This window comes from Brevundimonas sp. AJA228-03 (assembly GCF_017795885.1).
In the GTDB taxonomy this organism is placed as follows: Bacteria; Pseudomonadota; Alphaproteobacteria; order Caulobacterales; family Caulobacteraceae; genus Brevundimonas.
This window is the reverse complement of sequence record NZ_CP059297.1, coordinates 509,975-524,066: the sequence shown is the minus strand read 5'-3', so window position 1 is coordinate 524,066 and position 14,092 is coordinate 509,975. Positions and strand designations below refer to the sequence as shown.

Sequence of the window (14,092 nt, the reverse complement as noted above, 5' to 3'; positions counted from 1 at the left end):
CTCAAATGGCTGAATAGAGGGCGTCGATCAACCGTTGAGCCCGGGGGTCGCCGATCAGGTGCGGCGACTGGCGGGTCATGACATAGGCGGCCGAAACCCTGGCCGCCGGATCGGCGAAGGCGCAGCTGCCGCCCCAGCCGCAGTGACCCAGCGCATCCGGGTTCGGGCCGAAGATGTTGAGGCCCGTATTGCGCATCAGGCCCGCCGCCCAGCTGATGACATAGGGCAGGACCAGATCCTGGCCATGGATGCGCTCTTTCGTGGCCTGGGCCAGGACATCGGCGGACAGGACGGTCTGGCCGTCAAGCATCCCGCCATTGGCCACGAGGCCCATGATACGGGCGAGGTCGAGCGCGGTTCCATGCAGGTTGGCCGAGGGAATCTCGATCGTGCGCCACTCGGCCGAGCCGCGCCCGCCGGGGGCGGAGCCCCGGTCGAGAAAGGCGGCGGTCTTGATCGCGTCGATCGGCCCCAGGCCGGGGGCGGCCGAGGGCTTCCGCAGCGCGGCGACCCGGTCGTGCTCGGCCTCCGGCAGGCCGATCCAGAGGTCGAGACCGAACGGCCCGGCGAAGTCCTCGCGCAGGGCCTGACCCAGGCTGCGGCCGTCGGCGAGGCGGTGGACCTCATTGGCCAGATAGCCGACCGTGACAGGATGATAGCCGGAGGCGCTTCCAGGCGGCCACATCGGGGCCTGGGCCGCCAGCCGGTCCAGCACCGCCCGCTGATCGAACCAGATGGCCGGGTCGACCGGGACGTCGAACCCGGGCAGGCCATCCTGATGCGACAGCATCTGTGCGACGGAGACCTCACCCTTGCCGTGGGCTCCGAACGCCGGCCAAAGGCCCGAGACTCTTTGCTCATAGGCCAGCTTGCCGCGCTGGACCGCCGAGGCCATCAGCAGCGCCATGATGGCCTTGCCGGTCGAGAAGACGGGGGTCAGGGTCCGGTCCGTGAAGGGCGTTCCGGCCCGCGGGTCCGCGGGTCCGGCCCACAGATCCACGACCGTCTCGCCTGCGATCACGACCGAAAAGCGGGCCGCCTGTTCGTTCAGGCCTTCCGGCGCATCGGTGAAGTTCCGGGCGAAGGCGTCCTTCACCGCAGCGAAGCGTGGCGGGCACAGGCCGGAGATATCGGGCGCGATGGAGGTCATTTGGGCGTCTTATCCGGCCCGGGGACTGCCCGCCACTGCATGGCGCCCCGGGCCGCGACGACGCCGGAGGCCAGGCAGGCCTGCAGCAGATAGCCGCCCGTGGGCGCTTCCCAGTCGAGCATCTCGCCGGCGATGAAGACCCCCGGCCGCGTCCCCAGCATCAATGATGGATCGAGGCCCTCCAGAGCCACGCCGCCCGCGGTCGAAATCGAGCGGTCCAGACCCTGGATCCCGGTCAGCTTCAGCCGTACCGCCTTGATCCGCCTCGCCAGCTTTTCGACCCCCGGGGGCACGTCGCCGATCTCGCGCAGCACGGCGATGGCGGCGGGCGACAGCCCCCCGGCCTTGCGCAGGTGATTGGTCATGCTGTCCTTGCCGCGCGGCCGGGCGAGGCGCTCTGCCAGGGTCGCTTCCGGCAGGTCGGGGCGCAGATCGAGGGTCACCGTGGTGGAACCCTCCGCCGCGATCGCGTCCCGCAGGACCGCTGACAGGGCATAAACCGCCCCGCCCTCGATCCCGTAGCGCGTCAGCAGGACCTCGCCCCGCACCGACTGGCCGTCGAAGGTCAGGGTGACGGGCTTCAGGGCCGCCCCGGCGAACCGGTCGGTCAGGACGTCGGACCAGGCGACGTCAAAGCCGGCATTGGCCGGAACCAGAGGCGCGACATCGACGCCCTCGCGCTCGAGAAGAGACGCCCAGACCCCGTCCGAGCCCAGTCGCGGCCAGCTGGCGCCGCCCAGGGCCAGGATCGTCGCGGACGGATGCTCGGTCCGCTCGCCCTCCGGGGTGTCGAACACCAGCGCCGGCCCCCGCCAGCCGACCCAGCGCGACCGGGTCCGGATCTCGACGCCCAGCCCGGCCAGCCGCCCCAGCCAGGCCCGCAGCAGGGGCGAGGCCTTCATGGCGCGGGGAAAGACGCGGCCGCTCGACCCGACGAAGGTCGGTTGATCCAGACCATGGGCCCAGGCGATCAGATCATCGGGCGAAAAGGCATCCAGCCAGGCGGCGACGGCGGGCCGGGCGGCGCCATAGCGGGCCAGAAAGGCGGCCTGGTCCTCGGAGTGGGTCAGGTTGAGCCCGCCGCGCCCGGCCATCAGGAATTTGCGGCCGACCGAGGGCATCCGGTCATGCACCACGACCCTCGCCCCTCCCGTCGCCAGGGTCTCGGCCGCCATCAACCCGGCTGGGCCGGCTCCGATGACGTGGACGGCAGGGTCGGCGGGATCGGTCATGGGCCTCCTCTAGCCCGTCAGGCCTTGCGGAGGAACGTCCGTGTCCCGCATAGACTTGGACGATCATGAGCGTCGCCTTCACCCGCGAGGAGGATCTGGAGGCCACGGCCGCCGATCTGCCCGACCGCCCCATCTCGCCGCACGCCAATCTGGTGACGCCCGAAGGCCTCGCGGCGATCGAGCATGCCCTGGCCGAGGCCCGCGCGGCCTATGGCGCGGCCCAGGCCTCGGGCTCGATCGAGGCGGACCGGACGGCCATGGCCCGGGCGACGCGCGATCTGCGCTACTGGTCCGCACGGCGCGCCAGTGCCCAGGTCGTCGAGAGCGAGGCCGACGGCCGGGTGCGGTTCGGTGGATCGGTCACCATCGAACGCGAGGACGGCCGCACCCAGACCTGGCGCATCGTCGGCGAGGACCAGGCGGACCCCGCCAACGGCTCGGTCAGTCATGTCTCGCCCCTCGCCCGGGCCCTGACCGGCAAGCGCGTCGGGGACGAGGCGGTGGTCGCCGGACAGGCTGTGGACATCATCGCAGTGGACTGAACGCCCGGTGCGCCCCACATTGTCCGGACCGCGCCCTCCGGCGCCCAGGTCGCGCGTCAGCGCCCGAAGAGGATTCCCATGGCCCGCAAACCCAACTACGGATTCGAGCGCATGGAACGGGACAAGGCCGATGCCGAAAAGGCTGCGCGCAAGGCCGCCGCGAAGCTGGCCAAAAAGGAAGCCAGGGCGCGAGGCGAGGATGTGGATCACCCGGACTGGGCCGCTTCCCCGGACGATGCCGACGAGCAGGCCTGACGTCAGTTCGTCAGGATCTGGACGCGCGACCAGACCCCGCCACGATTGACGACCTCGACCCTCAGCGTGCCCGGCCGGGGATGGTTCAGGGTGCAGACGGGATAGTGATCCCGCGATCCGTCGTTGCACAGGACCACGCCCTCGGCGTCGCGGATCGTCAGGTCGATATTGGTGTCTCCGTCGCCGATGGCGGCCACCCGCAGGACCTCGTCGCGACGCGCCTCCACGGTGAAGCTGTAGGTCTCGCGCGCGCGCAGCCGACGCACCAGCACGATGGGGCCGGGGCCGAACGGCGAGGATCGCACGCCCTTGTTCGGCGATTGCTGGCGCCGGACCCGTTCGAGGATGTCGGGATCGTCCGCGGCCAGGGTCTCGGCCTCCTGCAGCAGAACGGCGGAGGTCAGGAACGGCGCATCGCCCGATTGGGAACGATTGCGGATCTCGCCCATCATCCGGGACGCCACCAGCATGGCCTCGGCGTCACGCCGGTCGCGCGCCCAGTCCGCGACCTCTGCGGCCGTGACGAGCTGGCCGATGGCGCGGGCTTCGGCGTCGAGGTCGAAGGGTTCGCCAGGCCCCGACCGGATCTGCGACCCGGCCGGGGCGGCGATCCACGTCGCGGCCAGGGCGATGGCGAACGCGATGACCCGGCCCGCATTCCCCCGACCGGATCGAATCCTGCGGTGTTCCATCTTCGCCTTCCCCAAAAGCGATATCCGAGCGGCGACCCGGGCCGGATTGCGCCGTTCTCGTGACCGCGGACACTGACCGAAACTGATCAATTCGCCAAGACCGGGCGGTTTCAAGGCCGGGGTGCCGCCGCCCCCACGCCGGGGTCGGGGCCTGCAACCCGGAACTCAAGGCGCGGATCGACGCTCCCTGACCAGACGGCCGGGAGAGGCAGGGAAGCGGCGGAGCCAGGGCGATCGCGCCCGGGACCGTGGCGGACGCCGTCGCCGACGGCCGCCTGTAGATGAGTTTCGGCGTGGTCGCCGTGGCTCCGCTCGACCGGTTTTCGCAAGCGTTCGGGGGCAGGATGTCTTGTGTCGGGAACGCCGGGGACCTTTCCCGGCGTCTCGGTTCTTCCCGATTCGTCCTTCTCCGACTCTCAGCCCACGACAGGCGACGACGCCCAGTGCGCCGCCGGACCCGGGGTTTCGCCCCGGCATTACCCGCGATCGACCCCGCCGCGCGTCCGGGTCCTGGGCCCAGGACGCCTTCCCCGTGCGACGGGACGGCAGAATGATAAGCCGGTTCTGGATGCGGGCGCGTTCGGGGGGGCGGTTTTCAGGTCGGGTGTTGAAATCGCGGCGGTTCTGACGGTGATCGCGGACAGTTCGGGTCGGCGAAGCGGACACGCGCTCTCCCGTTCCGAGTTCAATCCGTCCGATGCGCTCAGGTCTGAGGTGCGGCGGCGGCGCGGATGGCGGCTATGACCTCGTGGCTGCGGTTCTCGATCTGGCGGTTGGGAAAGCGGAGGACGCGAAATCCCTGCGCCGCCAGCCAGGCATCGCGGGCGGCGTCCGCCTCCGGGTCCTCATGCTGCGGCCCGTCGGCCTCGACGATCAGCCGATGCCGGAAACAGACGAAGTCGACGATGTAGCGGCCGATGACCTTTTGCCGCTGGAACTTCAGCCCTTCGAGGCAGCAGTCCCGCAGCAGGGCCCACATCCGCCGCTCGTACAGCACCGGCGCGCGGCGCATCGCCTTCGCCCGCGACTGCAACCATGCGTTCGTCGGCGTCATGAGAACAAAGATAGAACAATGTTCGCTGGACGTCGAATCAGCGGCCCTTCTCCCCTTGCGGGAGAAGGTGGCCGAGCGCAGCGAGGTCGGATGAGGGGTCACTCAGACGTCGAACCTGCGTCCTCCGCCGGATCCCTCACCGGCCCCTCCCGTGCGCCCCCTCATCCGTCAGCCTTCGGCTGCCACCCGTCGTCGGATCGCGCTGCGCTCCTCCTCCACCCGCAAGGGGAGAAGGGACAGGGGTGCCGGCCCGGAAGCCTGCACGATGGTCCAGGAAAAGACCGACGGCTGCATCAAGGTCGTCATCAACCCTTGGGCCGGGAACGCCCGGCGGCGAGAAGACCGGAGGCCCCCGTGGAGACGCGGGGGCCTTTGGACCTGACCACAGCTCGACATGATGGTTGATAGCGCCGAGCTCTCCTCAACCAGTCGCGCGCCTCAAGATCCCGAACATCTGAACAGCAAGTTTTGACACTTCTTGGCTGCGCGAATCATCTCCTCAAGAAGACACCCGCTCAATTCTCTAGAGCTAAACCTCGGCTTCCAATGCTGTTTGCTGAGCTAAGCGTCGTTCGCCGAACTGGCGAAACCGCCAATTTCTTAGGCCTGATTTGGCTTTAGCTGAGTCAAACAATTTAGTTCGCGGCAAGCCGTTTCTTGCCGGTTGACCGAAACACCGCATCAGGAGTTAGTTGAAGGGGTTGGGACGCCACCGCTCTTTCAAACAGGCAGCGTCCCGATCCTGAGCGTCCAGTCCAAGGCCGTTCAAGTGCAAAGACCGGCCCCCTTCCAAAAGGGGCCATCTACTGGACGCCCTTCCGATTGCCGTCGGGAGGGCGTCTTTTGTTCGGTATATCCGAACTTCGCGACACTGGCCCCGCTAGTGGCTTCCGTCAACGGTCTCACCGTAGTTGTTTTTTGAGCCTCAAATTGATGCTTAAATTCCAACGGTGACGCCGGCGAAAAATTGAACCAAGTTCGAAAGCCAACAACCGATGCCGATTTTTATAAGCTATTCGCAGGCCGACAGTCCTTTTGTGGACGGTCTCGCGCGACAGCTTGTGGCGCTGAAGCACAACGTTTGGGTTGATCGTTGGGAGCTTAAAGTCGGCGATTCTCTGACGGAGAAAATCGAGGCCGCACTCACGCAGTCAAGCGCGGTCATTCTCGTAATCTCGAAAAACTCCGTTGATTCCCTTTGGTGCCGCCGCGAGTTGAACGCAGCATTGGTTCGGGAAATCGAAGAGAAGCGGTCGATCATTCTGCCGTGCAGAATCGATGACTGTGAGATGCCGCTGTTTCTTCGTGACAAGCTTTACGCAGATTTTCGCGCAGACCCTGACAAAGCTTTGGCAGATATCGATGCGGCGCTAGCCGGCATATCCAACCCATTTCAAGCTAGATTCGAAGAGCCCGAATTTATCACTGATTGGGCGGTCGATTGGATGACAGACCATGATGGAAACGAGATCATCCGTCTCCATTTCGTCGACCATGGCCCTAGCTACGTAATAGTCAGCCGCTGCACAATAATCTGCAATCCTGCGGCAGCCAGAAATTTCAGAGAACAGCGCAGATTGGGAAAAACAAGCGATTACATTTCTCACGTGTTGGAAGTTCTCGATAACGATATCGAAAACAGTCCACTCGTTCCAGCACCAGTAATTTCTGATCAGTTCGAAAAATTTGTGGCATGGAATGTGGCTTCCGAGCCGGAATCTTTCGGTGTCGTGTTCACTTACCGCCGTATGGGGAAGGACACGGGCTTCGACACCTTCGTCCATTTGGACAACAACATTAGACAAGCGCGAGAGCACATTAAACAAGTGAACTTCGAGCCGGACCAGCCAGTGCCCTAATCCACCCGCGCCTTCCCGATCCCGGGTCCGCAAGGGCGGCCCGGGATGACAATCGGGCCAGGTCCTAGTGGACCTGGACTTTTCCTATATTGAGCCCCTCCGCCCCCGCTGACACCGCGATCACCGAGCCGTCCTCCAGCGCTCCCGCCAGCAGCTTCTTGGCCATCGGGTCCACCAGGTCCTTCTGGATCACGCGCTTCAGCGGGCGCGCGCCATAGACGGGGTCGTAGCCCTTGTCGGCCAGCCAGGCGAGGGCGCCGTCGTCGATGGACAGGGTCAGGCGGCGGTCGGCCATCAGTTTTTCGAGACGGGCCAGCTGGATGCGGACGATGCCGGCCATCTGGTCGCGGCCGAGGCGGCGGAACAGGATGATCTCGTCGATGCGGTTCAGGAACTCGGGCCGGAAATGGGCGCGGACGGCCTCCATGACGTAAGGGCGCACGGCCTCGACGTCGTCGCCTTCGTTCTGGTTGGCCAGGGCGTCGGAGCCGAGGTTGGAGGTCATGATCAGCAATGTGTTCTTGAAGTCGACCACGCGGCCTTGCCCGTCCGTCAGGCGGCCGTCGTCCAGCACCTGGAGCAGGACGTTGAACACATCGGGGTGGGCCTTTTCGACCTCGTCGAACAGGACGACCTGATAGGGACGGCGGCGCACGGCCTCGGTCAGGGCCCCGCCCTCGTCATAGCCGACATAGCCCGGAGGGGCGCCGATCAGGCGGCTGACCGAGTGTTTCTCCATATATTCCGACATGTCCATGCGGGTGATGGCGGTCTCGTCGTCGAACAGGAAGGCGGCGAGCGCCTTGGTCAGCTCGGTCTTGCCGACGCCGGTGGGGCCGAGGAACAGGAAGCTGCCCAGCGGGCGGTTGGGGTCGTTCAGGCCGGCGCGCGCCCGGCGGACGGCGTCGGCGACGGCCTCCAGCGCCGCGTCCTGACCCACGACGCGGCCGCGGAGCGCATCCTCCATCGACAGCAGTTTCTCGCGCTCGCCCTCCAGCATCTTGTCGACGGGAACGCCGGTCCAGCGGGAGACGACGGCGGCGATCTGTTCGGCGTCGACGACTTCGGGCGTCAGCGGGCCGCCGCCGGCGTTCTCGTCGGCCTCGGCCTGGGCGAGGGATTTCTCGATCTGGGGGATCTGGCCATAGGCGATCTCGGACGCGCGGCCGAGGTCGCCGTTCCTCTGGGCCGCCGCCAGTTCGGCGCGCAGGCGGTCCAGGGTCTCGCGCAGCTGCGCGCCCTGTCCGACCTTGTCCTTTTCGGCCTTCCAGCGGGTGGTCAGGGCGTCGGATTCGACCTGCAGGTCGCTGATTTCGTCGTCCAGTTTCTCAAGGCGCAGCTTCGACGCGGTGTCGGTCTCCTTCTTCAGGGCCTCCCGCTCGATCTTGAGCTGGACCAGACGGCGGTCGATCTCGTCCAGCGATTCCGGCTTGGAATCCACGGCCATCCGCACGCGCGACCCGGCCTCGTCGATCAGGTCGATGGCCTTGTCCGGCAGGAAGCGGTCGGTGATGTAGCGGTTGGACAGGGTGGCGGCGGCGACGATGGCGCTGTCGCTGATGCGGACCCCGTGGTGGACCTCATACTTCTCCTTGAGCCCCCGCAGGATGGAGACGGTGTCCTCCACGCTCGGCTCGTCGATGAAGACCGACTGGAAGCGGCGGGCGAGGGCGGCGTCCTTCTCGATGTATTTCCGGTATTCATCCAGGGTCGTGGCCCCGACGCAGTGCAGCTCGCCGCGCGCCAGCGCGGGCTTCAGCAGGTTGGAGGCGTCCATGGCGCCGTCGCCCTTTCCGGCCCCGACCAGGGTGTGCATCTCGTCGATGAACAGGATGATCTGGCCCTCGGCGGCCGTGACCTCGCCCAGCACGGCTTTCAGCCGCTCCTCGAACTCGCCGCGGTATTTGGCCCCGGCGATCAGGGAGCCCATGTCGAGCGCCATCACCGCCTTGTCCTTCAGGCTCTCGGGAACGTCGCCGTTGACGATGCGGAGCGCCAGACCCTCGACGATGGCGGTCTTGCCGACGCCGGGCTCGCCGATCAGGACGGGGTTGTTCTTGGTGCGGCGGGCCAGGACCTGGATGGTGCGGCGGATCTCCTCGTCGCGGCCGATGACGGGGTCGATCTTGCCGTCGCGGGCGGCCTGGGTCAGGTCGCGGGCATAGCGTTTCAGCGCCTCATAGGCGTCCTCGGCCCCGGCGGAGTCGGCGGTCTTGCCCTTCCGGATATCGGCGACGGCCGCATCCAGCCTGTCGGCGGTGACGCCGGCGGCCGTCAGGGCGTCCCCGGCCGGGCCGCCCTCGCGGGCGATGGCCGCCAGAATCCGTTCGGTGGTGACGAAGGCGTCGCCGGCCTTTTTCGCCGCAGCCTCGGCATGGGCGAAGACCCGGGCGGTGGCGCCGTCCAGATAGAGCTGGCTGTTCGTGCTCTCGACCTGGGGGCGCTTCTTCAGCAGGGCCTCGGCAGCGTCGGTGGCCTTGGCGGGATCGCCCCCGGCAGCGGTGATCAGGGTGCGGGCCAGACCGTCGCGCTCCTCCAGCAGCACCTTCAGCAGGTGCTCGGGGGCAAACTGCTGGTGCTTGCGGGCCAGGGCCAGCGACTGGGCGGACTGGACGGCCTGTTTGGCACGGTCGGAATAGAGGTCGAGATTCATGCGGTTCCCCTGAAAGGCGGAGCTGATGTCTGGCCTACCGCGCTTCGCGCGACTTGAGGCCGAACAAGACGCCCTTCCATGAAGCGACGCCTTGATCTGGGGCAAAGGTGGTCGCGGGCAAAGGGTCACACAAGGGGGCATAAGGGACTAGGATCGGCCCATGCCCCACGCCCTCTGGCCCGTCGATCCGTCCGTGATCCTGCCGTTTCTGGTCGCGGTGTCGCTGATCGAGCTGACGCCGGGGCCGAACATGGGGTGGCTGGCGCTGGTGGCCGCGGGGCGGGGGCGGACGGCCGGTCTGGCGGCGGTGGCGGGCATCACCCTGGGGCTCGGGGTGTGGATGGTGGCCTCGGCCTTCGGCCTGACGCGGGTGCTGCTGATCTGGCCGCTGGCGTTCCAGATCGTGCGCTGGGCCGGGGTGGCCTTCCTGTTCTGGCTGGCATGGGAGGCCTGGCGCGGGGGCGAGCCCGGTCGGGATCCTGTGGCGGACGGCGGCACACGGCAGGGGCTGTTCCTGCGCGGCCTGACCGGCAATCTGCTGAACCCCAAGGCAGCGGTCTTCTATGTGGCGCTGCTGCCGACCTTTCTGCGGCCCGATCATGGATCGACCCTGTCGCAGGCCCTGACGCTGGGGTCGCTGCATCTGGTCGTCAGCGTGGTCGTGCACGGCTCCATCGTGATGGGGGCATCGCGGGTCGCGGGGATGGTGGCCGGGCGGGTCGGCGGGGGCTGGACACGAGGCGCAATGGCGCTGGGGATCGCGGTCGTGGCGGTCTGGATGGCGTGGGAGACCCGGGGCTGAGGGCGATCGCATGGACAGCGCAGGCCCGCACGCGATAGCGTCGCCGCCTGACCCCCGGAGACCGCCCATGTCGCTTTCGCTGACCCGCCGTTCGGCCCTGATGTCCGCAGGCCTCGGGGCCATGGCCATGCCCGCCACGGGCTGGACGCGGGAGGCCGCGAACGACGCAGGCGCGCTGGCGGATCAGGTCGAGGCCTTCGTGACCGCCTGCCTGGCCGCCTGGCCGGACCAGCCCGCGCTCGGTATCGCAGTGGTCAGGGACGGCCAGGCCGTGCTGGCCAAAGGCTATGGCGTCAAGGTGCAGGGGCAGGCGGCCAGGGCCGACGAACACACCCTGTTCGCCATTGCGTCGAACACCAAGAACGTCACGGCCGCCTGCCTGGCCATGCTGGTCGACGAGGGCAGGGTGAAGTGGGACGAACCGGTGCGGACCTATCTGCCCGGCTTCACCCTGTCGGACCCCTATATCGGCGAGCACATCACGGTGCGCGACACGATCAGCCACCGGGCGGGGTTCGGTCTGGGGGCCGGGGACCTGCTGTTCTGGCCCAATACGGACAGGACGCGGGCCGAGGTCGTGGCCCAGGCCGCCTTCGTGCCGATCGAGGACGGCTTCCGGGCGCGCTACCACTATTGCAACCTGATGTTCGTGATCGCGGGCGCGGTGCTGGAGGCGGTCTCGGGCCTGACGTGGGAGGACTTCGTCCAGACCCGGGTGCTGGACCGGGTCGGCATGGCCGACACCGTGCCCCTGGCGCGGCTGGCCGATCCGGCGAAATCGGCCCTGCCCCACGCCCGCGTCGGCCCGCCTCTGCGCTACCAGGGCGCGATGACGCAGATCGCCGACAGCATCGCCGAGGTCTGGAACTGGGACAATGCGGCGGCGGCGGGCGGCATCTGCACCACCTCGACCGACTGGGCGAAATGGATCGCGGTGCGGCTGAACCTCGGCCTCCTGCCGGACGGCACACGGCTGTTCTCGGAAGACACGGCGCGCGAGATGTGGCGGCCCAACATCATCATCTCGGGCAGCGAGGGGCCGACGGCCGCCCTGCCCGGCCGGGCCATCGCCTCGACCTATGCGATGGGCTTCCAGGTCCAGGACTATCGTGGCGAGCGGCTGATCAGCCACGGCGGCGGTTCGCCCGGCGGGATCTCGGCGACAGTGCTGATTCCGGGTCGCAACGCAGGCTTCTGCGTCTTCTCGAACGCGGAGGAGAGCTTCCTGCTGCGGACCCTGCGCAGCGGCCTCGCCGACATCGTCATGGGCAAGACGGGCTTCGACTGGATCGCCGATTCGAAGAAGCTGGAGGCCGACGGCACGGCGAAGTCGCTGGCGGCGGCAGTCGAGATCGATGCGAAACAGGCGGCGGGGGCCAGGCCGTCCCTGCCCCTGTCGGCCTATGTCGGCACCTGGCGCGATCCCTGGTACGGCGACATCACGATCGAGGCGCGCGATGTGACCCTGTGGCTGAGCTTCACCCACACGCCGTCGCTGCAGGGGCCGCTGGAGCCCTATGACGGCGAGACGATGCGGACGCGCTTCCCCGACCGGCGCGAGGAAGACGCCTTCATCACCTTCGAGATCGAGGACGGGCGGCCGGTCCGGGCGACCGTCAAGGGCGTCAGCCCGGACATCGACTTCAGCTACGACTACCAGGACCTGAGGCTGACGCGGGTATGACGATCCTTCTCCCTCCCCCTGCGGGGGAGGGTGGTCGGAGCGAAGCGTAGACCGGGTGGGGCGGGCAAGGCGATACGGACGCAGGTCCCCTGTGCTGTGCCTTGCCGTCCCCACCCGGCGCTGCGCGCCTGCCCTCCCCCTGCGGGGGGAGGGAGAAGGATCATCGCGTCCTCGGATCCAGCAGCACGCCCGAGACGGTCGCCGCCAGCATCCGGGCCGCGAAGGGCAGGCGGGCCAGCTTGCCCAGCACATGGTCGCGGACCCAGGGCAGGGTGTGGCCATCGGCCTGGTAGAAGGGGGTGAAGCCCATCGACAGGGCCTGATAAAGCCGCACGTGCCAGCGCCGCGCGGCGGCATAGGCCGAAAGCGCCTCCGTCAGGTCGGCGTGGGTGTCCAGCGCATCGGCCAAAGCCTGGGCGTCCAGCAGTCCCATGTTCACGCCCTGACCCAGCTGGGGGCTGGTGGAGTGGGCCGCGTCGCCGACGACGGCCAGACGGTCGGCCACCGGCAGCGGCAGGGTGTGGTGGCCATAGCGGGCCAGCGTCAGCTGATCCGGGTCGGTGATCGTGTCGAGGACCGGAGACACCTCGGGCCACAGGGCGCGGACCTCGGCCTTCCAAGGCTCCAGTCCGGTCGCCCGCCATTCGGGGTGATCGGCGTGTTTCAGGCTCCAGAAGAAGGTCGCCAGCCGGTCGGGGCCGTCCGGCCGGGTGCCGCAGGGCAGGACGCCGATCATGCGCGAGGCCCCGCGATAGACCTGTTCCAGCGCGCCCTCGTCGAACGGCGCCCCCGGCCAGGGCACGGTGGCCCACAGCGCGCCCCAGGGCAGTTCGGCGCGGCGTGAGCCTTGGGCGACGAGCAGGGCGTGGGCGATCGGCGAGCGCGCGCCCGAGGCGTCGACGACCAGGTCGAAGGCCGGACCGACCCCGCCCCGGGCCGTGGTCAGTCGCCCGCCGGATGCGGCGACGACCTCGGTGTCGGTCTGGAACGCCACGCCCTCGGCCAGGCAGGCGTCGTGCAGGACGTGAAAGATGCTCGCGCGGTGGACGCCCAGGGCGTTGATTCCGTCGGGGCGGGGCGTCTTCAGGTCCGAATATCTGACGTCCAGCACGATCCGGCGACGGCGCGCCTCCCGCCCGAACACATGGTTCAGCGGCTGGCCCAGGGCGGTGATCCGGGGCGTCAGACCCAGCCGGTCCAGCACATGAAGCCCGGTCGGCTGCAGCATGAAGCCCGCGCCGACGGGGCGCGGGGCATCGAACCGTTCGTGGACGACGACGCGCCGGCCCTGACGCCTCAGCATCAGGGCGAGCGCCAGACCGGTCGGACCGGCACCGGCGATGGCGACGTCCGCAGGACCTTTCACGCTCGCCCGGGGCCCGCTCAGGCCGGGACCAGTTCGATCAGGTCGAGATTGGATTCGCTCTGGGGCCAGGGGATGACCAGCCGCCAGCGCGCCTCGCCGATGCGTTCCAGCACCGCGACCAGATCGCGTTCCGGCCGCTGGCCGTAGGAGTTGGCGGGCGGTTCGGCGGCCAGGGCCAGGGACCCCAGCATGACCATCTTCCGGTCGTCTTCGGGGAACAGCAGGCCGGACGGACGCTGCGATCCCGTGGTCTTGGAGAATTTCAGGCCCCGCGGCGTGGCCTCGATGCGGCAGGCGAACCAGTCGTAGACGACATAGCCCAGACCCTGCTCCCCGCCCTGGGACCCCAGTTTGACCGTCCGGCAGCGATATGCGCCCACGGGCGGGGTGACGTCACGGCGGGCCGCGTCCGGATCGATCAGGTCGCCCAGCGACCTCAGGTCGCCCGAGCCGGTCTGGCGGCGCGCCTGTTCCAGAGCCAGCTGCCACGCCGCGTCACGGCGTGCGTAGCGGTCGCGATCGACCGACCGGACGATGCCGCGCCAGTCGCGCAGCGCCCGGGTGTTGATGCTGCCGGTAGCCGTCGTGGCCGACAGCGGGGGCGGCGGGGGAGGCGGTGGCGTGGCCGCGCAGGCGGCGAGGATCAGCGGCACGATCAGGCTGCAGAGGCGGGAAGGACGCATGGACACTCCGGGGGGCGGCACCAATGTCGCGGACGGAGCCCCAGCCGGGCCGCCACGTCAAGCCGATCCCGCGAAGCGATCCTCCGCGCTTGCCCCTGTCGCGCTCCGGGCCTATCCCCT

12 protein-coding genes are annotated in these 14,092 nt (G+C 68.4%); 5 read left to right on the top strand and 7 right to left on the bottom strand.

What is annotated here, in order from left to right; all coding sequences use genetic code 11:
* Position 1: 1 nt before the first annotated feature.
* Together HZ989_RS02710 and HZ989_RS02705 are read right to left on the bottom strand one after the other, a co-directional pair.
* Positions 2-1,150 carry a serine hydrolase domain-containing protein gene (locus tag HZ989_RS02710; RefSeq protein ID WP_209322118.1) on the bottom strand — a complete coding sequence of 383 codons (1,149 nt, stop codon included), beginning with the start codon at positions 1,148-1,150 and terminating at the stop codon, positions 2-4.
* Complete coding sequence (locus HZ989_RS02705) at positions 1,147-2,382, bottom strand: TIGR03862 family flavoprotein (RefSeq protein ID WP_209322117.1); 1,236 nt, start codon at positions 2,380-2,382, stop codon at positions 1,147-1,149. The genes HZ989_RS02710 and HZ989_RS02705 overlap by 4 nt, the downstream gene beginning before the upstream one ends.
* Positions 2,383-2,447: 65 nt before the next feature.
* Between HZ989_RS02705 and greA the strand changes: the two genes are divergently transcribed.
* Entirely contained in the window at positions 2,448-2,924 is a 477-nt protein-coding gene (gene greA, locus HZ989_RS02700) for a transcription elongation factor GreA (protein ID WP_209322116.1), read from the top strand.
* A 78-nt stretch (positions 2,925-3,002) separates the two neighbouring features.
* On the top strand, positions 3,003-3,179 hold the full coding sequence (locus HZ989_RS02695) for a hypothetical protein (protein ID WP_209322115.1): 177 nt from the start codon (positions 3,003-3,005) through the stop codon (positions 3,177-3,179).
* A gap of 2 nt (positions 3,180-3,181) precedes the next feature.
* Here the strand turns inward: HZ989_RS02695 and HZ989_RS02690 are convergent, their stop codons facing one another.
* Positions 3,182-3,871 carry a hypothetical protein gene (locus tag HZ989_RS02690; RefSeq protein ID WP_209322114.1) on the bottom strand — a complete coding sequence of 230 codons (690 nt, stop codon included), beginning with the start codon at positions 3,869-3,871 and terminating at the stop codon, positions 3,182-3,184.
* Positions 3,872-4,574: 703 nt separating this feature from the next.
* Positions 4,575-4,883 (bottom strand): endonuclease domain-containing protein, encoded by a 309-nt coding sequence (locus tag HZ989_RS02685; RefSeq protein WP_245162425.1) that lies wholly within the window; start codon positions 4,881-4,883, stop codon positions 4,575-4,577.
* A 1,037-nt stretch (positions 4,884-5,920) separates the two neighbouring features.
* Here HZ989_RS02685 and HZ989_RS02680 point away from each other — a divergent pair.
* Positions 5,921-6,784 (top strand): toll/interleukin-1 receptor domain-containing protein, encoded by an 864-nt coding sequence (locus HZ989_RS02680; protein WP_209322112.1) that lies wholly within the window; start codon positions 5,921-5,923, stop codon positions 6,782-6,784.
* A 64-nt stretch (positions 6,785-6,848) separates the two neighbouring features.
* On the opposite strand, the gene clpB is transcribed toward HZ989_RS02680, so the two are convergent.
* Positions 6,849-9,437, bottom strand: coding sequence for an ATP-dependent chaperone ClpB (gene clpB / locus HZ989_RS02675; protein WP_209322111.1), 2,589 nt, complete (start codon positions 9,435-9,437; stop codon positions 6,849-6,851).
* Between the two features lie 160 nt (positions 9,438-9,597).
* On the opposite strand from clpB, the gene HZ989_RS02670 reads away from it, so the two are divergent.
* Together HZ989_RS02670 and HZ989_RS02665 are read left to right on the top strand one after the other, a co-directional pair.
* The gene (locus HZ989_RS02670; protein WP_209322110.1) at positions 9,598-10,239 is read left to right on the top strand and encodes a LysE family translocator; all 642 of its coding nucleotides are present in this window, start codon (positions 9,598-9,600) and stop codon (positions 10,237-10,239) included.
* A gap of 67 nt (positions 10,240-10,306) precedes the next feature.
* Positions 10,307-11,923 (top strand): serine hydrolase, encoded by a 1,617-nt coding sequence (locus HZ989_RS02665; protein WP_209322109.1) that lies wholly within the window; start codon positions 10,307-10,309, stop codon positions 11,921-11,923.
* A gap of 160 nt (positions 11,924-12,083) precedes the next feature.
* Here the strand turns inward: HZ989_RS02665 and HZ989_RS02660 are convergent, their stop codons facing one another.
* Together HZ989_RS02660 and HZ989_RS02655 are read right to left on the bottom strand one after the other, a co-directional pair.
* Positions 12,084-13,289, bottom strand: coding sequence for an NAD(P)/FAD-dependent oxidoreductase (locus HZ989_RS02660; RefSeq protein WP_209322108.1), 1,206 nt, complete (start codon positions 13,287-13,289; stop codon positions 12,084-12,086).
* A gap of 17 nt (positions 13,290-13,306) precedes the next feature.
* On the bottom strand, positions 13,307-13,972 hold the full coding sequence (locus tag HZ989_RS02655) for a DUF4893 domain-containing protein (RefSeq protein WP_209322107.1): 666 nt from the start codon (positions 13,970-13,972) through the stop codon (positions 13,307-13,309).
* Positions 13,973-14,092 lie beyond the last annotated feature (120 nt).